This window comes from Spiroplasma poulsonii (assembly GCF_009866525.1).
GTDB classification, from domain to species: domain Bacteria; phylum Bacillota_I; class Bacilli_A; order Mycoplasmatales; family Mycoplasmataceae; genus Spiroplasma; species Spiroplasma poulsonii.
In genome coordinates, this window is the sequence record NZ_CM020866.1 from 68,438 (window position 1) to 88,367 (window position 19,930).

Here is a 19,930-nt window from a genome sequence, read left to right on the forward strand (position 1 = left end):
TATTGATAAGAGATTTAATTTAAAATTAATGAATGAGGCTTTTTGACTTGGCATTAATAGAAAAAAATTAAAAATGGTGTTATTGCTGATGCTATTTCTAGTGTTGTACAGAATAAATTTGTTAATTTAGAATGTGAATTAATTCAGGCTATTTATGATTATTGCTTGGCAGATGGTCAATATGAAGTAATTCCATTTCGTAGTTATACAGCAGAAAATGCTGATGATGCAAATAAAGGATTCTTTACATTAAATGAAACTTTGATTGAATTAACTAATCAAATTAGTAATTTATATTTTGGTTTGCCAACCGATAAAATGTTTATGGTTTTAGGTCGTAGAGCCTATTTAGGATTAACACCTGCTTATTTAAAAGTAATTGGTTCACAAGCACAATTAAAAGCAATGGTTAATGGTGAATTATATGAAAAATACAGCAATGGGTATTCCTGTATCAAAAAGCTTTCATTTAGAAAAAACATATACAAAAGGGACAAGTTAATCGTGATAAAGGTTATAATTTTTACTAATGTAAATGGTTTAATTATTAATAAACAAGTATGAGCTTATCCAATTAATATGGATACTATTCACAAGTTTTAGATAATGATACTGCTAACCCTAATGAATTGGTAAAGTACAATATGCAACACCAACTATTTTATATCCTAAAACATGTAAGATTATTTTAGAAAAACAACCAACACAAGAGGAAATTAACACTGCTAAAAATAATTTAAATAAAACATTTAGAGTACCTGTTGATTATGTAATTCCATCATCAAGTAAAATTGATATTAGTAAAATTAATAAATTAGATAAACCAACTATTCACGTTACAGACCCAACACAAACAACAGCAGAACAATTAAAACCACAATTTAAAGATGTTGTTTTAAAAGCAGTAAAAACGGTAAATAATTCTTTAACAGAAAATGATTATGATTACTTTATTGAAAGTAAAGGTGAAGATTGACCAATTGATATTACAAACAATAAAACTGTTGCAGTTCAAATTGAAGGTAAAAACAACGCTACGGGTCAAACAAACCCAATTGATGTTGTAATTAAAAATTCTTAATAAACAATGAATTTACTAATATTACGAATTTTAACTTTATTAGCAGAGAATTTAGGTAATAAATCAATAATAAATAAATTTGTTAATTTAATTAATAAGGTTAACAAATTTGCTTCATATTATTCTAATCCGCTACAAAAAATTACAAATAAGATTGAAGATATTTATCGGTGGTTAAATCCATTTACTTATTTAGATTTAATTAAAAAGGGTCATAAAAGAGAAATTCAACAAATATTAAGTCAATTAGAAAAAGATAATAATATTAAAAATAGAGAACAATTTAAAAAAGAAAATTATCTAAATACTAATTGACAACCTTTAAATAGTAGTTGACTTGATAGTGGTATGTTTAATATTACAAATAAATTAACTTTAACAGGTAATTTAACTATTTTAATATATACAAAAACAGCAAAACATCCTAAGTTTTATGGACCTTATGTTTATCCTAGTGTTCCAGTTGAAATATGAAAATTATTAAGTAATGCCGTTTCTAATGCGGGTACTTTATTTTGACGTTATTGATTAAGAAAATGATTACCTAGTCATTTAAGAAATTATATTAAAAAAAGACTGCCAAGAGGATTAAAAGAAAAATATCCCAAAGGAACTAATAAATTAACATTACCAACAGTTCAAAAATTACAACAAATTAAAAAGTTTATTAATAATTTAAAGATTGGCCATTTTAATTTTAATTTTGCTGGTGAAATTAATAATAAAAAATGGTATCGAGAACGAAAAAGTGATGTTAAAAATATTAAGAATTTATATAAATCACCAGTTAAAAATATGTTTTACAAAACTAATCAAACTATCAAAACAATTAAGAAAACAAAAACAAGAGTTAATAGTTATAAGTCAAGTAATTTAAAAAATAAATATCGTAATCAATTAAGAGGTGTTTTATATGGAAAATAATTTAAGTAATTTGTTATTTATAACAGTTGAAGATGTGAAAGAAAGTAAACTTTGACAACCTATTAATGATAGAAAGCAATCTGCTTGTAATGATAACTTAATTTATAATGCTATTTTAAAAACTAGTTTATGAATGGATAGATTATCAGGTGGGACAATTTCAGATAAAATTAATAAAAAAGATTTGTTTCCCTGAGTAAAAAAAGATAATACTGGTTTAATTGAATATGATAAATGATTAAGTTATATTCAATCGGCTTGTTTATTAGCAGTTATAAATTGATATTTACCAAAAGGAGTTAATGATTTAACTGGTAGTGCTTCATTTTCACAAGGTGGTGTAGCATATTCACAAACTAATGACCCAGAAGCAAATGAAAATATTACTCGTGATGTTAAAAATGCTTTAAAATTAGCAGGTGAAATAATTGATATTATATCTAGTAAAACGGTATCTAGACCGTATAATTATCATTTAGGAAACTATTCTCATCCATGAGAAGAAGAATATAAATATATTACTAAAAAAACATTTTATCCAACATTATTATTTTGATTAAAAGAGCGATTGCAAACAGATGGTTCAATAAATATTACTTATCCAATTATTAATGATTTTTCTAAAATTGATTATAATGAATATATTAAATTAATAGTTCCATTTGATAATAACACGATTTATTATGAAGATAATGTCTGAAAAGCAAAACAAAGTGGTGATATTCCATCATATGGTATTAAAGATAGTGATTTAAATAAAGATTATATTGATAAGCAAGATGATAAATATATTGTAAAAACATCACAAGATATTATTCTTAAACAAGATAAATTAGTAAGTGGGGAAAATATTAAAACTATTAATGGTAATTCATTATTAGGTAATGGTGATATTTCTATTAGTGTTGGTAATGATTGAGAATTTGTAGATACTAGTGATTTTAAACCAGCAACTGAATATCAAATTAAAGATTTTGATAGTTCTAAATTTAAATATAAAATATGATGTCAATTTTCAATTTTACCATATATGTTTGTAGAAACTTTTAAAGATTTTGATATTGGTTGTGGAATTGTTGTATCATATAGTAAAGGTGTTTCAGGTTGGTATATTGACACAAATGGTCTTATTAGTTCTTATGATAATGTAAATATAGGTAATTTAAAAATTGAAAGAAAATTGGTGAGTTAATTATGAAGCAAGATAAAACAACTTGATTAAAGGGGGCGTTACCTTGAAATTGATTTAAAAAAGACCCTATTCCAACTTATAATTGAACTCATAAAGATATTAGAGAATGAGAAAGAAAATATAAAATTCGTAGTTGAGTAGTTAGTTTTTATACATTGATATTTTTAGCATTAAATTGTTGGTTAGAATATGGAATTATTAATGCAATTAAAGATGATATTAATTGATATAATTATGGTCAATATTGAGGTAATGGCATTGCTATTTTATTAACACCTTTATTTACGCATGGAATTCAGGGCATATTTGTTGCTAGTAGTAAACCAAAAGTAGATATGAAAATTGATATACCAAGATTAAAAATATCTAAAATGGGATTAGTATTTACAATATTATCTTTAATTACTTTAATAATTTCTTTAATTATCATTTGAATTGATAAATCAAAATGAAAAAAAGACCATTTAAGACATTGTTTAGATTGTCGGATTAATCCGCGTGTTATTCAACCAAGATTAGCAAAACAATGAAATAATTTAGATGGCATAACAGAAGAAATATTTAAAAATATACAAAATGAAAATATTAAAAAACAAAAACAAGAAGAAAATAACAAAGAATTAAATTTAAAATAGACTATATATAGGGGCGGTTGATATTTTTGGGTGGTTATATAGTTTAATTTATAAATTATTTTGTTCTGAAAGGATAGATGGCCACTGTTTGAGTAAGAATAAGAAAGGAATTAAATAAAATGAATGAAACATTAATGATTGCTTTACTTGTGTTAGCGGGTGCGGGTGGAATGGGTAGTCTTGGTATTCTAGGATTATCTGCTAAAAAAATTAAAAAATATAAAGCAGAAATCAGAGAATTAAGAACTGCTGTTATTGCCCACGAAAAACATTTACGAGGACCTGATTATGCAACAGAATTAGCATTAAAAACAGGTCAAATTAAAAATGTTAAAAAACAAGTTAAAGTTAATGATAAAAAACAAGTTAAAGTTAATGATAAAAAACAAGTTAAAGTTAATGATAAAAAACAAGCACAAAAAGATGCCATTAGACAATTAACAAATAATATTTAAAAAAATAACCTTAATTGGTTATTTTTTATTTTTCTTTATTGTGTGTTATATAAAAGTTTATAAGATATTCAATTCGTTGCGAATAAGTATTAAAATTTAATTCATTTCAAACTTGTTCTTCATTTTCATTTAAGTAAACATTTATATTCCGAATTTTACAAGAATAATATTTTCCTGTTTTTTGATTATATGAATGTTTCATAAATTAACTTTCATAATTAGCAATAATAATTGCATCTCGTAAATGATTACTTATTTTTTCATTATTATATTTTCAACTTTTACCATATTGATAAGTTAAATTAACATCTTTTTCATATTTTCATATATAACCATCATTATATTTACTTAAATTTTCCATATTTTTAACAACTGATTTTGTATGTTTTGGTGAAATAGTAGCAATATATCCTTGCGTTTCTAATGAACCTAATAATTTCAATAAATCATCTCTATCTTTTGAGCCATTGGCATTTGTATATAAACAATTTTCTATAAAAATTAAATATTCTAGTTTATGATTATTTGATAATATTTTCCCAAATAGTTTTTCATTTTTCAAATAATTTATAATAAATTCATAATGTTCTTTTCAGCCTTTATTTGTAAATTCTTGTTTATCTATTAATTTATTATTTTTATAAACAACAATAGCCGTAGTACCAGTTCCTGATGGGTCAATACCTATTTTTATCAATTGGCTCATTCTTCATCATTGTTATTATTAACTACTGGTACTACATTTGATATATCTTCTTCTTTAACTACATTATCGTTTATGTCCACTATTTCATCATTAGGTGGGGTATTATAATTTAAATTTATATTATTTGATAAAGTTTCATCGTTAATATGCCCATTATTTTGGATGAAAGTAGCATCATTATCAATATAAATCTTTTCATCATTAGTTGTAATAACTGCTTGATCTGATTTATATGCTTGTTGTAATTCAACTGACATAATACCTCATTTTCTTAATAATGATGTTAATACTGTTTTAAGGGCCATTTCATCAAAACTAGCAATATAAAATGATTTATTTTTAGCATAAGTTTTAGAATATTTCATAAAATGATTTTCCATTTGCTCTTTTGTCATATATAAAGTTTTTTCAAAACCATTAACCATTTTAAAATATGCTACATAACCTATAATTGATAATTTTTCTCGTTCATCTTCATTTTGATTTCAATTAAAAGCAGTACCTTTTAAACGATCATAATTTATTAATTCATTTGCTCTAACATCTGATACTGACATATCTAAATATTGGCCACTTCTTTGGGCTAATTGAATATAACCTTTATAACCCATTTGAAATTGGGCTTGATTAATTCATTCTTGGATTTCACGACCATTAATAATTCTTGTTATTTTTGTATTATATGGTACTACATAAGCATAACCGAATTGTTTTTCCATTGGTAAATTTAATAAAACACCTTGATAACAAGCAGTCATAATTGTTTTTGGATCTGCTTTTTGTAATAATTCATTACTATTTGATATTGCAATTATATTACTTTTAAATCTTGCAATTTCATTTTCATTAGAAAATTTACTTTTTATTCAATCAGTTACCTTATCTGTTCTTAAAAATTCTACAATATTTGTCATGTTATTTTTCTCCTTTATTTATTTTAAAATTAATACCTTTAACCCCAATTAAATTAATATCTTTATTACTATCTCATTGATCTTTAATTTCATTTTTAACAATTTGTTCATCAACAGTTAAATAATTTTTAATAAGATTAATGAGTTCTAATTTATCAGCATTTTGTAAAAAATCATCATTAATACCAATAACCTCAATATCTTTAATTAATAATTTTTCTTTCCGAAAATTACTAGTAATAATTTTTAATTCTTGTTCTTGTTTTGCTATACTTTTAATTTCTAAAAATTGCTCTTTTTTATGAGTTTCAATAATTTTATTTTGTTTTTGAAATTGAATATTAATGACACTATTTTTTAAAGAATCATGATTATTCTTAATATTATTTTCTAAATTTAAAATATCTTTTCTAATAAAATTTAATTCATCTTTAAAAGATTTTATTATTTCTAATGGTTCTCTAAAAATATAATCAATTTTTGAAACTACTAATTTTAAATCTTTTAGTGATTGTGATTTATATTCTCCATTTATTAATCAAGCTTGTTGTCGATATATAAATTCTGCTAATTCTTGTCCATTTTCATCAATTCACTTTTTAATTGTTAATGCTTTTAAGCTTAATTCTTTAAAATTATTTCCTTTTAAATAAAACGGATAAGTAATATTTTTAACTTCATTATTTAATTTTAAATCTTCAATAATTAAATTTCCTCTAATTCCATTTCATTAATTAAATTATCAATATATTCATAAGCACTTTCTTCTGAATAACATTCATCTAATGCTAAATTAAATAAATCTTCTTCTGTATAAACATAACCATTTTCATCTTTTCACATAATTATTTATCTCCTTGTCATTTAATATTGCTATCTTCTAAATCAATAATAGTTGTTAATCAATGATTTTCATTTTCAACATTAGCAGTAATCCTCGCTTCTTCTAATGTATAAAAAAAATCTGTTTTAAAAATAGTTGTTTTATCAAACAAATTATTATATTTCATTATTAATACGTATCTTTTATTCATAATTTAATTCCTCCTAATTTTGTTTCCCTAATGCTCAATGTTCATCAGTCATATCTTAAAATGATACTGAATAACTTTTAAACATTAATTCTTGTAATTTGTTTTCTTGATTGCATTTTGAGCAATATCCTCAATATTTTTGTTTAAGACAAATTTTATTTAACTTTTTCATATTTACCTCCTAAATTATTTTTCCTATTTTTTAACTCGCTGGCACTCACTACCAAGTGAAAGTGCCAAAGCGAGAATTAGTTATATAAGTATTGTATTTATCTATTTTATTTACTACGCCATCCGCTTCGCTGTGGGTGAGCGGTGGCGGTATGTTGTTAGTTAAATAATCGACAGTTGTTTTTTGTTTTTGTAGCCAGAGAGTTTTCTCTCTCTTCACCCGCACCATTTCAGGTCAAAGCGTTCAGTTTTTAAAATAAATCTACTTGCACCTTGAAGAGCCTAATGCTGACTTTGTGGTTTTTAAACCGCTGTCACTTCTAAGAAGTAATATCTATCGCAAATTTATTTATAAAGTGACCATCTCTTTTGTTTATTGTGGTTCGATGTTGACCGCGCACTTATCACCACTATCGCTTGTTAAAGCGTCTATTATTTCCGGACTGATTACCGCTGTGCTAGACCGCCTCCTGTGGAATAAAAACACTTAGTTATTTAAAATAACCGTTCCACTCTGCATTAAGTTGTTTTATAAAATCAAAGTTTTAAAAAACCAGTTTTATAATCAAAGATAATTTTTGAATTTTCTAAACGTTTATAAAACCACTCTTGGTTTTTATCTTTTGTATGATTTAATAAATTTTTATGTTTTTCACAAGTTCATAAAACTTTATTTGATAAAAATTCTTTGGTAATGAATGATATTGATTTATAGCAATCAATAACATCACATATTTTTTGTTGTTTATTAATTTCCATTACTTACTCCTTCTTTTATTAAGTTTTTTTATTTATTAACAAACTAATTAACTGAAACAAAGAAAAGACAACACCTTAAATTAGGAGAAAAAACAGGTACACTTTGTAAAAATTTCTAAGATATTTATAAATGTGTAAACAACTTAAAGAGGGTATCAGAAAGTTGTGTAAAAAGTTTCTATTTTAAGAATTTAAGATGCTGTCCTTTCTCTGAATCAATTAATAATTTTGGTTTTACAAATAAAAAAACCATTTTAGTAAATGGTTTAATTTATTATTCTTATTCAATTTCCGAGTTTTTTTCCAAAACCCCAATATTTTTTATACGACCATTATCGCAGAAGATTTAACACCATCACAAACAGCGCAATTGGACCCTAAATTTGCAAAAGGATTTAGTTGTGATATGGGGGGAAGAACTAGCCATGCTGCTATTATGGCTCGTAGTTTAGAAATTCCGGCAGTGTTAGGCCTAAAAGATGTTACAAAACAGGCAAAACATAATGAAGCGATGATGATTAATGGAACAACTGGGGAGGTTATTTTAGCCCCATCAGCTGACGAGATTAAAACTTGAACCGCAGAACGAACAAAGTTTTTCCAATTGCAACAAGAATTATTAGCATTTAAAGATAACCCCACCGTATCAAAAGATGGATACCAAAAATTTGTTTTAGAAGGTAACATTGGGGCCCCAAAAGATGTTCAAGGGGTGTTAGATAATGGTGGCCAAGGAATTGGACTCTTTAGAAGTGAGTTCTTATATATGGATAATGATCATTTTCCAACGGAAGATGAACAATATAAAGCATATAAAGGCGTGTTAGAAGGAATGCAAAACCGACTAGTAATTATTCGTGCGTTGGATATTGGGGGAGATAAAAAACTATCATATTTTAAATTCCCAGAAGAAATGAATCCATTTTTAGGTTATCGTGCGATTCGATTATATTTAGATAAAACGGATGTGTTTCGAACACAATTACGAGCTTTATTACGCGCGAGTGTCCACGGGAAACTTGGTATTATGTTCCCAATGATTGCTACAATTGATGAATTTAAAGCAGCAAAAGAAATTACATTAGAAGAAAAAGCAAATCTAATTAAAGCCGGACATCAAGTTGTGGATAATATTGAAATTGGAATGATGATGGAAATTCCATCAGCAGCTATGTTGGCGGACCAGTTTGCAAAACATGCTGATTTCTTTTCAATCGGAACAAACGATTTAATTTAATACACAATGGCAGCTGATCGGATGAGTCAATTTGTTGCTTATTTATATCAACCATATAATCCATCAATTTTACGTTTAATTAAAACAATTATTGATGGAGCTCATAAAGAAGGCAAATGAGTTGGAATGTGTGGTGAGATGGCGGGAGAAGAACAAGCAATTCCCCTTTTAATGGGAATGAAGTTAGATTACTTTTCAATGTCAGCAACAAGTATTTTAAATGCCCGTCGAGTTATTAGCAAATTAGAAGTTCCGGCGATGGAACAATTAGTGGCAAAAGCTCTAACTTGTCAAACTGCTGAAGAAGTATTAGCTTTAGTACAAAAAACAACAAAAAGTGCTTTAAATGTTTAAATTTTTGATAAAATAACACTATTAGTGTTATTTTTTATTAAATAGGTGATTTTAATGTTTTATTTAAATGCGCAAGCAAGTAATATTCCAGTATCAGTCTTAATTGTTTTGGTTGTATTGTTTACATTGTTATCAATTGCAAGTGGTGGTTGATGGTGATGACAGTCACGGAAAGCTCGTCAAAATTCACATAATGATGACTTTACAACCAAACAAAAATTAACAATTCGGGCTGCTTTTCGAAAAAATAAATATTTAATTCTTTTTTTATGTTGTGTTTTTTGTTTAATTAGTTTAATCTTAGTTTTAGTTAATCAACTAGCTGATTTTCCCTTGTTTTAAAAATAGCAAGTAAATTTAATTAATTTATAGTATACTAATTATATATAACAGCAGTGTCTGATTAAAAGAATAAGGAGAAGAAATGATGGGATTGTTTAGTAAAAAATCAAAAGAACTTGAAATTATTGCCCCAGTGGATAGTGAGATTATTGCCTTAGATAAAGTTGAGGATGAAGTATTTTCACAAAAAATGTTAGGTGATGGTTTAGCAATTAAACCAAGTGCAGGAAACTTTGTTGCCCCAGTGGCGGGAAAATTAATTACTGTTTTTCCAACAGGGCATGCTTATGGAATTAAAAGTAATATTGGTGTTGAAATGTTATTACACATCGGAATGGATACTGTTTCATTAGATGGTAAAGGATTTGATATTAAAGTGAAACAAGATGATAATGTAAAACAAGGCGACTTGTTATGTGAAGTTGATTTAGCTGTTTTAAAAGCAGAGAAAGTACCAAGTTTATATACACCAATTGTGTTTACACCAGAAACAATGAGTAGTAGAACAATTACCATTGTTAAAGAAGGAAAAGTAAAACAAGGGGAAGTTATTGCTATTATCAAATAGGAAATAAGCTAAATAATAAGTGATTTTATAATTAAAAATCACTTTTATTTTTGGAAGATCCCTAATATTTTGCCGCGTTTTTGCTATAATTGTTAAGAAGAGGAGAAGATGAAATGACAAAAATAGTTTTAATTGCGATTGCCTTTTTTCTATATTATTATTGAGTTTTTTCTTCCACAGGAGCAATTTTAGCAGAAGTTTTAAAGATTCGAACTAAGAACATTTATTTTGGGATGATTATGGGTTTTTTCTTTTATTTTGCTGTAATTTCTTTTTTATTGATTCCGTTAGAATTAATTACTGATTTACGCTATATCATTTTAGTTTATTCGTTATTATACATTAATATTTTATATTCATTATTTTTATTATTATTTATTCGTTATTGGTTTAACATTAATTTATGAGATTGAAATCATGCCATTTTCTTTGTGGCATTTGGAGTCTTTATGGTTTTATATTATTTAAAAAATTATTTTATTTCACCGTCGGAATTAAACATTACTAATACGTATATTTTAAGTTTTTATCAGTATGATTCTGTTGATAATAATATTATTTTTAAATTAAATCCGGATGTTATTGTTGGAAATGCTCGTGCTTTAGCTTCACTTTCGTGATTTACTAATGTTTCAGTGTGATTTGTAATGACAGGAATTGATCCAAGTGAAATTATTTGAAATTTATTAAATATTTTAGATGCAATGTTATTTGCTTCGATTTTTGTAACATTATTAAGTAACTTTGCTAATAAAAAAAGTAATCGTTTCTTAATTGGATTATTATCTTTGCTAGTTTTATCAGCATCAAAATTATTAATTTATTATTTTGGTTATGATTCATGACATCCGCAAAATATGTTAACAAGTCTGTTCTTTGTAACATTTATCTTAATGACAATTTATACTAATGAAGAATATCGTAGTCGTAATATGCCATGAATTATTGGAATTATTTTTTCAAGTTATATTACTTTTGAATGAGATGCGTCCTATATTATGTTATTTATTATTTATGTTTCAACATGGATTACGATGCTAAAATATCAAACTAATTTCTTAAAAGATATGGTTAAGTTCATTTTATTTCCAACATTATGTTTTATTTTTTATAATGCTCAAATCAAAAACTTCTTATTAATTTTTATTTTCTTAGGGTTATTTTTATTAATGTTAATTTTATCAATCTTATTATATCGAAATTATTCTCGTGTCCATGATATTGAGTTGATGATGTATGTTGGTCGCAAGAAATTATTGTTTGTGGTGCCGTTTATTTTCACTTTAATTTCAGTTGTTGTTTTAGCAACGGGGGAAAATAATTTGAACTTTTGAACGTTAGAAAATATTGCTTCGGCATTATATGTTCAGTTAGAACTTATGCGCTTTCAACCATGAACGAATATTGTTTTCTTAATCATTTCCTTTGTTTTCTTGGGGTTAGCGCTAATTTGATTATTGTTTTTTGAACAAATCCCAAATTTTGCGGCAAAAACACCAATTAATATGTTATCTCTTTTAACAGTAACGTTTTTCAATCCATTAGTGGGACGTTTTCTAATTTTAATTTTTAATGAACAAGCGTTATTAAACAATGCTACGGTCTTCATTGTTGCATTATTAGTTGCCTTAAATATTAGTGTTTATGCCCTACGTATTAAGCCCTTTAAAAAGTGACATTTGAAAAAGCCAACTATGCCACCCCACAATAAGCAGAAATTAAGAGCAATGAAATAAGGAGGAAATTATGAATTTTGAAGCAGCAAAAAAACGAAGTTTAGTGCTAAGAGAACAGTTGGATAAATGAAATTATGAGTACTATGTTAATGATGCCCCGAGTGTTAGTGACCAAGAATATGATCGGGCAATGCAAGAATTAATCGCAATTGAACAACAATATAGTGAATTGATTACAATTGATTCACCAACCCAACGGGTTTCGGGTCAAATTAGTGAAAAATTTAATAAATATGTCCATAATACACCAATGTTAAGTTTGGCAAATGCTTTTAATTATGATGATTTAATTCATTTTGATGAACAAATTAAAGAGTTGACGGGGTTATCAGAAGTTGAATATACGTGTGAGTTAAAAATTGATGGATTATCAATTTCACTGGTTTATGAAAATCATTTATTAATAATGGGCGCTACACGAGGTGATGGTGTGATTGGTGAAGATGTTACTGTTAATATTAAAAAAATAAAATCAGTACCACTACGAATTGATCACCCAAATTTAACTGTTCGGGGGGAAGTTTATTTGTCATTGGAAGAATTTAACAAAATTAACGATGAACGAATTAAACTTGGTGAACCAGAATTTGCTAATCCTCGTAATGCTGCTGCTGGAACATTACGTCAATTGGATTCAACAATTGTGGCAAAACGAAATTTAAATGCTTTTTTATATTATTATGTTAATGCCCTAGGCGATGAAATTCAAAATCAATATGATTCATTGCAACGTTTAGAACAATTAAAATTTAAAACAAATCCAGAATATCGTTATTGTTCAAATATTGCTGCTGTTTGAGCATATATCCAAGAATATGAACCAAAACGTCATCAGTTAGGATATGAAATTGATGGAATTGTCATTAAAGTAAATAATTTAAGTCTATATAATCGAATTGGTTATACTGCAAAAAACCCAAAATGAGCGATTGCTTATAAATTTCCAGCAGAAGTAGTGGTTACAAAATTACTTAATATTTTTCCATCTGTTGGGCGAACAGGGCGGATTACTTATAATGCTGTGTTAGAACCAGTTCGTATTGCGGGGACAATTGTTCGTGCAGCAACCTTACATAATGCTGATTTTATTACTGAACGTGATATTCGAATTGGCGATGATGTCCAAGTTAAAAAAGCGGGTGATATCATTCCCGAGGTTATTAATTATGTTGTTGAGCGTCGTCAGCAAAAAGCGAAAAAATGACAAGAAGCAACGCATTGCCCCGAGTGTCAGTCTTTATTAGAACGAGTAACGGGGGAAGTCGATCAATATTGTATTAACTCAGTTTGCCCAAAGAAAATCACGCGGGGATTAGAACATTATTGTTCTCGTAACGCAATGAATATTGAAGGGGTTAGTGAAAAAAATATTGAACGATTATATAAAATAGGATATTTAAAGAGTTTTAGTGATTTATATCAATTATCACAATATCGTGCGGAAATTATTCAATTAGAAAACTTTGGGGAAAAATCTTTTGAAAATATGATTACTTCAATTAATAATTCAAAACAAAATTCATTAGAACGATTATTATTTGGATTAGGAATTCGTCATGTTGGCCAAAAAACAGCAAAATTATTAGCGCGACAATTTAAAACAATAGCAGAATTAGTTGCAATGAATATTGAACAATTATCAGTTATTAATGATGTTGGCCCAATTGTTGCAGCTAGTGTTGTTGATTATTTTGCTATTGTAGCAAATCAACAAGAAATTGCTTTGTTACAGCAACAAGGGATTAATATGACATATCTTGTTACTAATCAAACATTGTCACAAAAATTTGAAAATTATCGTTTTGTTATTACTGGTGTTTTATCAAAACCACGAGAATATTTTAAAGAGTTAATTGAAAGTTATGGTGGTCAAACTTCAGATAGTGTTAGTGCTAAAACAACTTATTTGTTAGCTGGTAGTGATGCAGGTAGTAAATTAGTAAAAGCACAAAAATTAAATGTTAAAATTATTAATGAGGAAGAATTTAATAATTTATTAATAAAGGAGGAATAATATGGCAAGAATTACAAAAGAGGACTTACATTTATTAGCAAATAATATTATGTTGGATTTAAAAGATGAAGAGTTAACAAATTTGAGTAAAGAGTTTGATGTTATTTTACAACAAATGGATTTAGTGCAAAAAATTAATACAACGAATGTTCATTCAATGCATTTTCCGTTTGAATTAACGGTTGATTATTTACGTGAAGACGATGCAGCCGTTGTTTCTTCTCAGGCAGAAATTTTAGCAGCAGCTCCAAAAACAATGGATGATTATATCGTAATTAATAAGGTGGTTAAATAGTATGACATATTATTCAATTAAAGAATTACATCAACTTTTGATAACTAAAAAAATTACGCCATCACAAATTGTTAAGGAAGCTTTTGCTAATTTAGCGAAGCATCAAGTTTTAAATGCAACCGTAACTGAATTAACAACAGCAGCAACAGCTTTAGCGTTAGAACTAGATCAAGTCCCCGTATCAACAAATAATTATTTATTTGCTTTACCATATTTTGCAAAAGATAATTTTGCAACAAAAGGGGTTAAAACAACAGCAAGTTCAAAAATTTTAGAAAATTTTGTACCCACTTATGAATCAACAGTAACTAATATTTTAAAACAAAATAATAGTATTTTGTTAGGGAAAAGTGCTTTAGATGAACTTGGAATGGGGGGGCATGGATTATATGCTTTAACTGGTGATGTTTTAAATCCATGAGATTTAACCCGCATTACAGGGGGGTCATCATCAGGTTCAGCAGCATTAGTTGCTGCTGGCGTGGTACCTTTTGCTTTAGGAACAGATACTGGTGATTCGGTTCGTAAACCAGCAGGTTACTGTGGAATTATTGGTTTTAAACCAACTTATGGTTTAATTTCGCGGTATGGTGTTTTTCCTTATGCGCCATCGTTAGATACCGTGGGTTATTTTACTCGTACGGTGGAAGATAGTGCCATTGTTTTTGATTATTTAGCACAAGAAGATCACCAAGATGCTACTTCATTAAAAAGTAAGGAACAAAATTATTTTAAAAATTTATCATCAGTAGTTAAAAACCAAAAATTTGCTTATTTAAAAAATGCTCATTCAGCTTTACCTGCTGAAATCAAAACACATTTTGATAGTTTATATACGCAATTAACAGCGCAAGGAGGAATTAAGGTTACTGCAATTGATTTTCCCGAAGACTTGCTAAAGGCATTGTTACCAGTTTATATGGTAATTTCTTTTGCTGAAGCAGTAAGCAGTCATTCCATGCTGGATGGAATCAACTTTGGAACACGAGTTGATGGAGATAGTTACGAAGCAGTAATGATGAATTCACGAACAGCAGGATTTGGTCATGTTGTGAAGCGTCGTTATGTCATTGGTTCGTATGCTTTATCAAAAGAAAACCAAACGCTGTTATTCTTAAAAGCAAAACGAGTTCGCCAGTTAATTGTTGATGCTTTAACGACGGTTTTTAAGGACTATGATATTTTATTATTACCAACAGCATCAACTGTTGCTCCAAAAATTAGTGATATTAAAGATCAAATTTTAACCGAAGCAGAATTAGAAAATTATGTTGATGATTTATTGGTTTTAGGTAATTTGATGGGAAATCCTTCTTTAACATTACCGCTTGCTTTTGTTGATAATATGCCAATTGGGATTAATGTTAATGCAGCTCCTTTTGCAGACCAAAAGGTCTTTAATGCTAGTTTACTAATTGAAGAAATAATTGGCATTAAGAATAGAGTTGCTCCAGAGGGAGGAAAAAACAATGGTTAATTTTGAAGTAATAATTGGAATTGAAAATCATGTGGAATTAAAAACAAAAACAAAAATGTTTTCACTAGGACTTGTTACTTATGGTGCTAAACCCAATAGTATGGTTAACGTAATGGATGCTGGTTATCCTGGGGTAATGCCAGTGGTTAATAAAAAAGGAGTTGAATTAGCATTGCTTGCTTGTCAAGCACTTAATCTAACGATTGATCCAATTATTCAATTTGATCGAAAAAACTATTATTATCCTGATTTAGCAAAAGGATTTCAAATTACTCAACAATATTATCCAATTGGACGCAATGGGCATTTAACAATTATTGATGAAAATGGTAAACCATTGGAAATTGCGATTGAACGTTTACATATTGAAGAAGATACGGCAAAGCAATTACATGAGGATTTTGGGACCTTATTAGACTATAATCGTGCTGGAATTGGTTTAATTGAGATTGTTACCCACCCAATGTTACGATCAGCATTTCAAGTTCGAAAGTATTTAGAAGCGCTACGAGAAATTTTAGTTTATACCCAAGTTAGTGATGCCAAAATGAACGAAGGTTCGCTTCGTTGTGATGTTAATATTTCATTACGCCCGGTTGGTATTTCAACCTTTGGAAATAAAGTGGAGTTAAAAAATTTAAATTCAATTTCTAATGTTGAAAAAGCAATTGAATATGAAATTAAACGACAAACTGAAATTTTATTAATGGGTCAAACAGTTGAACAAGAAACCCGCCGTTTTGATGAAAAAACTAAAACAACTGTTTTAATGCGGAAAAAAACAGACGCGACTGATTATAAGTATTTTTCAGAGCCAAATATTTTTCCAATTCAATTATCACCAACTTGAATTAAAACGGTCTTAGATAAGATGCCAGAACTACCAGCAGCAATTCGTCAGCGTTATTTAACGAAATTAAATTTAAAAGCGGTTGATGTTGATATTATCTTACAAGATTATGATTTAATGACTTTTTTTGAAGCAGCAATTAAGTTATCATCACAATATGAAACAATTGTTCATTATTTGATTGGTGATGTTACCGCTTATTTAAATCAAAAAAATGTAACATTAGGTGAAACAGCATTAACACCGCAAAATTTAGTAGCAATGATTGAATTAATTACTAAGAACGTAATTTCTACTAAACAAGCAAAAATAGTTTTACAACGAATTTTAACAGAGGATTATCCCCCAGCAAAAATTGTTGTTGATTTAGGATTAAAACAAGTTAGTGATCCAGCTGAAATCAAAGCAATTATTGAACCAGTTTTTGACAGTAATTTAGCCATGTTAGAACAGTATGACCAACGGCCAGAACGTGTTGTTAAGTTCTTTATGGGAGAATTAATGAAGTTAACAAAAGGGCAAGTTGCCCCAGGAATTGGGCAACAAGTAGTTCTCGCCTTAATTACAGCAAAACAAACAAAATAAAAAAAGATGGTTATTTACCATCTTTTTCATATTCATTATCAATTTTTTGCAGTTTAATGGTTAAATCATTAATTGCACTAATTTTAGCAATAAATAATAATTCATCGTCTAACTTGATTGAATCAACATCCCCTGGTAAAATAACTCGTCCTTTGCGTTTAACATAAACAATATTGTAATCTTTATTATTAATAAAACGTAAGTCAGATAGTGATTGCCCTTCAATACTTGGGTCAGTTACTTGTATTGTTAATGATGCATAGTTTTCATCAACTGTTTGGATCTCAATTTCAATATCAAACATTGCTTTAGTTGCAGTAATGCTTCCAGCCATAGTATCAGGTTGGACAATATTAGTAATTCCTAGTGCTTTTAAAATTCGTGTATGACGAATATCTTTTGATTTTGCAATGATATTTGTAATACCAATATCTTGTAAACCAATGATTGTTAAAACACTAGCTTCAATATTACTTGCCATCGTAACTATTATTGTATCGTATTGGTCTAATCCTTGCTCAATTAAATTTGCTTTAACCGTTGAATCTAATGCAACACCATCAATTTGGTCATAACTAGCAATCATATTATTAACTTTGGCTTGATCAACATCAAAAACCATAATATGTTGTTTTCTTACAATTAATGTTTCAATAATTGAACGACCAAAGTTATTTAGTCCAATAATTGCAAAACTTTTTCTTCGTGCCATTGAATGCTTCTCCCTTATTGCAATTTTAATTATACTATTTTTTTTATTATTAGCAATAATTAGTACTTGTAGTATATAATATTAATGAAAGAGGGGCGTAAAGGGTGTTTTCTCAGTTATATTTTAAAAGAAAAAACGATAGTAAGCGGCAACGTAATAATGGGCCAGGAGCACCATTAACACGTCATCGCCATTGGTTACCTTTCTCAAAGATAGCGGGAAAATTATTTTTAGTTTATATTTTAATTGTTTTTTTAGGGGGACTGTTGTTATCAATTCCAGGTTTTGTTAATAATGTTAATCGGGTGGTTAGTGATGGATATGGAAAAGTTTTAGGAACCTATAATTTTTCATGAAATTATTTAGTAGGATTATTTACTGCTTCAAGTGCTTTTTCTGATACCGGAATTACGATTAGTAATCCGGCGGCTGATTATAGTTTTTTGGGGCAGTTAATAATTTTAATCCTAATCCAAACTGGTGGTTTTGGGATTGTAACTTTTAAAATTATGATTTTTGTGTGATTAGGACGCCGCATTTCAATTAAAGACAAAATGTTGGTGCAAGGAGAACGCGGAAGTAGTAATTTTGGTCACACTGTTGATTTAATTAAAAATAGTTTTATTTTTTTAATTATTTTAGAATGCTTTGGAGCCATTTTATTATTTTGTAACTTTTATTTTTCATCAGCATCAATTGAAGGAAAAGATATGATTGATAATGTAACCTACCATAATTTTTGACGAAGTTTATGAAGTGGGATTTTTCACTCAATATCTTCTATTAATAATGCGGGATTTGATATTATTGGAAATTCATCATTAATGCCTTACAATAGCAATTATTTTATGCAATTTGTCTTTATGTTTCAGTTTGTTATTGGGGGCTTAGGTTTTCCAACTTTTTATGATTTAAAACGTAAGTTTGTAGCTTGGCGACGCAAAGAACATACTAAATTTACTTTATTTACAAAAATTAATTTAATTACTTATGTTTGATTATCAATTGCGGGCGTTTTTAGTGTTTGATTAATTGAATTTACTAATCTTAATGCAATAGCGAGTCCAAATGGACCATATATTGAAAGCATTTTACGAAATTCAACGTCCAATTGAAATGGGTTTATGAACATTTTCTTTAATACAATGTCAACTAGAAATGCTGGTTATTCAACAGTTGATATGAGTAAATTCCTGCCGGGGTCACGAATTGTGATGTCAGTTATGATGTTTATTGGGTCAGCGCCATCATCAACGGCGGGAGGAATTCGAACAACAACTTTGGCCATTATTATTATTACAATTTGATCTATTGTTCGAAATAATAATAGTGTCAATGTTTTTAAACGGAAAATTCCAAATGAAACCGTCAAACGAGCATTAGTTGTAACAACAATTTCCGGAGCGCTAATTATGGGAGCTATTATTTGTATTAGTGCTGAAAATCCTAATATTGATGTTTTAAATGCCTTTTTTACAATTTGTAGTGCGTTTGGGACAACGGGATTAAGTACCTTAAGTTTTCTGGAGTTATATAATTTAGGGGTTTTAAGTATGTTAGTTTTAATTTTATTAATGTTTATTGGACAATTGGGAGTTTCATCAACATTATTAGTTTCAATTCGTGGAACTGGCGAAAAAGAGTATAGTTATGTTGAAGAAAATATTTTAATTGGTTAGTTTTTTAAAAAATAACTATTTTCACTTGTTTAAAATGATATCTTTTGTATAATATATAAGATATCGATTTGGAACAGTACTCAAGTTGGTGAAGAGGGCACCCTGCTAAGGTGTTAGGTCGGGTAACTGGCGCGAGAGTTCGAGTCTCTCCTGTTCCGCCATTAATTATTGATTTTAAACTAAAAAGAAACAAAAAAGAGTTATAATATC

19 protein-coding genes, 1 tRNA gene and 1 pseudogene are annotated in these 19,930 nt (G+C 28.0%); 15 read left to right on the plus strand and 6 right to left on the minus strand.

Features of this window, described 5'->3' with window-relative positions:
• Nucleotides 1–165: 165 nt before the first annotated feature.
• The 5 genes from MSROBK_RS00365 to MSROBK_RS00385 all read left to right on the plus strand — a co-directional run bounded on the left by MSROBK_RS00365 (nt 166) and on the right by MSROBK_RS00385 (nt 4,287).
• Nucleotides 166–603 (plus strand): hypothetical protein, encoded by a 438-nt coding sequence (locus tag MSROBK_RS00365; protein WP_159373196.1) that lies wholly within the window; start codon nt 166–168, stop codon nt 601–603.
• A 484-nt stretch (nt 604–1,087) separates the two neighbouring features.
• Entirely contained in the window at nt 1,088–2,005 is a 918-nt protein-coding gene (locus tag MSROBK_RS00370; protein ID WP_040092478.1) for a hypothetical protein, read from the plus strand.
• Nucleotides 1,995–3,197 (plus strand): hypothetical protein, encoded by a 1,203-nt coding sequence (locus MSROBK_RS00375; RefSeq protein WP_040092479.1) that lies wholly within the window; start codon nt 1,995–1,997, stop codon nt 3,195–3,197. Before MSROBK_RS00370 ends, MSROBK_RS00375 begins: the two co-directional genes overlap by 11 nt.
• A 2-nt stretch (nt 3,198–3,199) precedes the next feature.
• Complete coding sequence (locus tag MSROBK_RS00380) at nt 3,200–3,832, plus strand: hypothetical protein (protein WP_040092481.1); 633 nt, start codon at nt 3,200–3,202, stop codon at nt 3,830–3,832.
• Nucleotides 3,833–3,909: 77 nt separating this feature from the next.
• Entirely contained in the window at nt 3,910–4,287 is a 378-nt protein-coding gene (locus MSROBK_RS00385; RefSeq protein ID WP_133165034.1) for a hypothetical protein, read from the plus strand.
• A 205-nt stretch (nt 4,288–4,492) separates the two neighbouring features.
• Here MSROBK_RS00385 and MSROBK_RS00390 read toward each other — a convergent pair whose 3' ends face one another.
• The 5 genes from MSROBK_RS00390 to MSROBK_RS00410 form a co-directional block, all read right to left on the minus strand.
• Nucleotides 4,493–4,993 carry a hypothetical protein gene (locus MSROBK_RS00390; RefSeq protein ID WP_133165035.1) on the minus strand — a complete coding sequence of 167 codons (501 nt, stop codon included), beginning with the start codon at nt 4,991–4,993 and terminating at the stop codon, nt 4,493–4,495.
• Nucleotides 4,978–5,907 (minus strand): recombinase RecT, encoded by a 930-nt coding sequence (locus tag MSROBK_RS00395; RefSeq protein WP_052443407.1) that lies wholly within the window; start codon nt 5,905–5,907, stop codon nt 4,978–4,980. The genes MSROBK_RS00390 and MSROBK_RS00395 overlap by 16 nt, the downstream gene beginning before the upstream one ends.
• Nucleotides 5,908–6,612: 705 nt before the next feature.
• Entirely contained in the window at nt 6,613–6,750 is a 138-nt protein-coding gene (locus tag MSROBK_RS00400) for a hypothetical protein (protein ID WP_157944213.1), read from the minus strand.
• Nucleotides 6,751–6,752: 2 nt separating this feature from the next.
• Nucleotides 6,753–6,941 (minus strand): hypothetical protein, encoded by a 189-nt coding sequence (locus MSROBK_RS00405; protein WP_133165036.1) that lies wholly within the window; start codon nt 6,939–6,941, stop codon nt 6,753–6,755.
• A gap of 690 nt (nt 6,942–7,631) precedes the next feature.
• On the minus strand, nt 7,632–7,871 hold the full coding sequence (locus MSROBK_RS00410; protein ID WP_040092486.1) for a hypothetical protein: 240 nt from the start codon (nt 7,869–7,871) through the stop codon (nt 7,632–7,634).
• A gap of 301 nt (nt 7,872–8,172) precedes the next feature.
• Between MSROBK_RS00410 and ptsP the strand changes: the two are divergent.
• The 8 genes and pseudogenes from ptsP to gatB all read left to right on the plus strand — a co-directional run.
• Nucleotides 8,173–9,462: pseudogene (gene ptsP, locus MSROBK_RS00415) on the plus strand (phosphoenolpyruvate--protein phosphotransferase); the annotation flags it as partial.
• Between the two features lie 54 nt (nt 9,463–9,516).
• The gene (locus MSROBK_RS00420) at nt 9,517–9,804 is read left to right on the plus strand and encodes a hypothetical protein (protein WP_040092489.1); all 288 of its coding nucleotides are present in this window, start codon (nt 9,517–9,519) and stop codon (nt 9,802–9,804) included.
• An 85-nt stretch (nt 9,805–9,889) separates the two neighbouring features.
• Nucleotides 9,890–10,372, plus strand: a complete 483-nt coding sequence (locus MSROBK_RS00425) for a PTS sugar transporter subunit IIA (protein ID WP_040092490.1) — start codon at nt 9,890–9,892, stop codon at nt 10,370–10,372.
• Nucleotides 10,373–10,485: 113 nt separating this feature from the next.
• The gene (locus tag MSROBK_RS00430; RefSeq protein ID WP_040092491.1) at nt 10,486–12,108 is read left to right on the plus strand and encodes a hypothetical protein; all 1,623 of its coding nucleotides are present in this window, start codon (nt 10,486–10,488) and stop codon (nt 12,106–12,108) included.
• A 10-nt stretch (nt 12,109–12,118) separates the two neighbouring features.
• Nucleotides 12,119–14,122, plus strand: coding sequence for an NAD-dependent DNA ligase LigA (ligA, locus tag MSROBK_RS00435; RefSeq protein ID WP_040092492.1), 2,004 nt, complete (start codon nt 12,119–12,121; stop codon nt 14,120–14,122).
• Nucleotide 14,123: 1 nt separating this feature from the next.
• Nucleotides 14,124–14,417, plus strand: coding sequence for an Asp-tRNA(Asn)/Glu-tRNA(Gln) amidotransferase subunit GatC (gene gatC, locus MSROBK_RS00440; protein WP_040092493.1), 294 nt, complete (start codon nt 14,124–14,126; stop codon nt 14,415–14,417).
• Nucleotide 14,418: 1 nt separating this feature from the next.
• Complete coding sequence (locus MSROBK_RS00445; protein WP_040092494.1) at nt 14,419–15,894, plus strand: amidase family protein; 1,476 nt, start codon at nt 14,419–14,421, stop codon at nt 15,892–15,894.
• Nucleotides 15,887–17,329: an Asp-tRNA(Asn)/Glu-tRNA(Gln) amidotransferase subunit GatB gene (gene gatB / locus MSROBK_RS00450; RefSeq protein ID WP_040092495.1), complete on the plus strand. Its 1,443-nt coding sequence runs from the start codon at nt 15,887–15,889 to the stop codon at nt 17,327–17,329. The genes MSROBK_RS00445 and gatB overlap by 8 nt, the downstream gene beginning before the upstream one ends.
• Before the next feature lie 10 nt (nt 17,330–17,339).
• On the opposite strand, the gene MSROBK_RS00455 is transcribed toward gatB, so the two are convergent.
• Entirely contained in the window at nt 17,340–18,041 is a 702-nt protein-coding gene (locus tag MSROBK_RS00455; protein WP_040092496.1) for a potassium channel family protein, read from the minus strand.
• Between the two features lie 104 nt (nt 18,042–18,145).
• Here MSROBK_RS00455 and MSROBK_RS00460 point away from each other — a divergent pair, with 104 nt between their 5' ends.
• The gene (locus MSROBK_RS00460) at nt 18,146–19,720 is read left to right on the plus strand and encodes a potassium transporter TrkG (protein WP_040092497.1); all 1,575 of its coding nucleotides are present in this window, start codon (nt 18,146–18,148) and stop codon (nt 19,718–19,720) included.
• A 70-nt stretch (nt 19,721–19,790) separates the two neighbouring features.
• Nucleotides 19,791–19,881, plus strand: a tRNA-Ser gene (locus MSROBK_RS00465).
• Nucleotides 19,882–19,930: the final 49 nt, after the last annotated feature.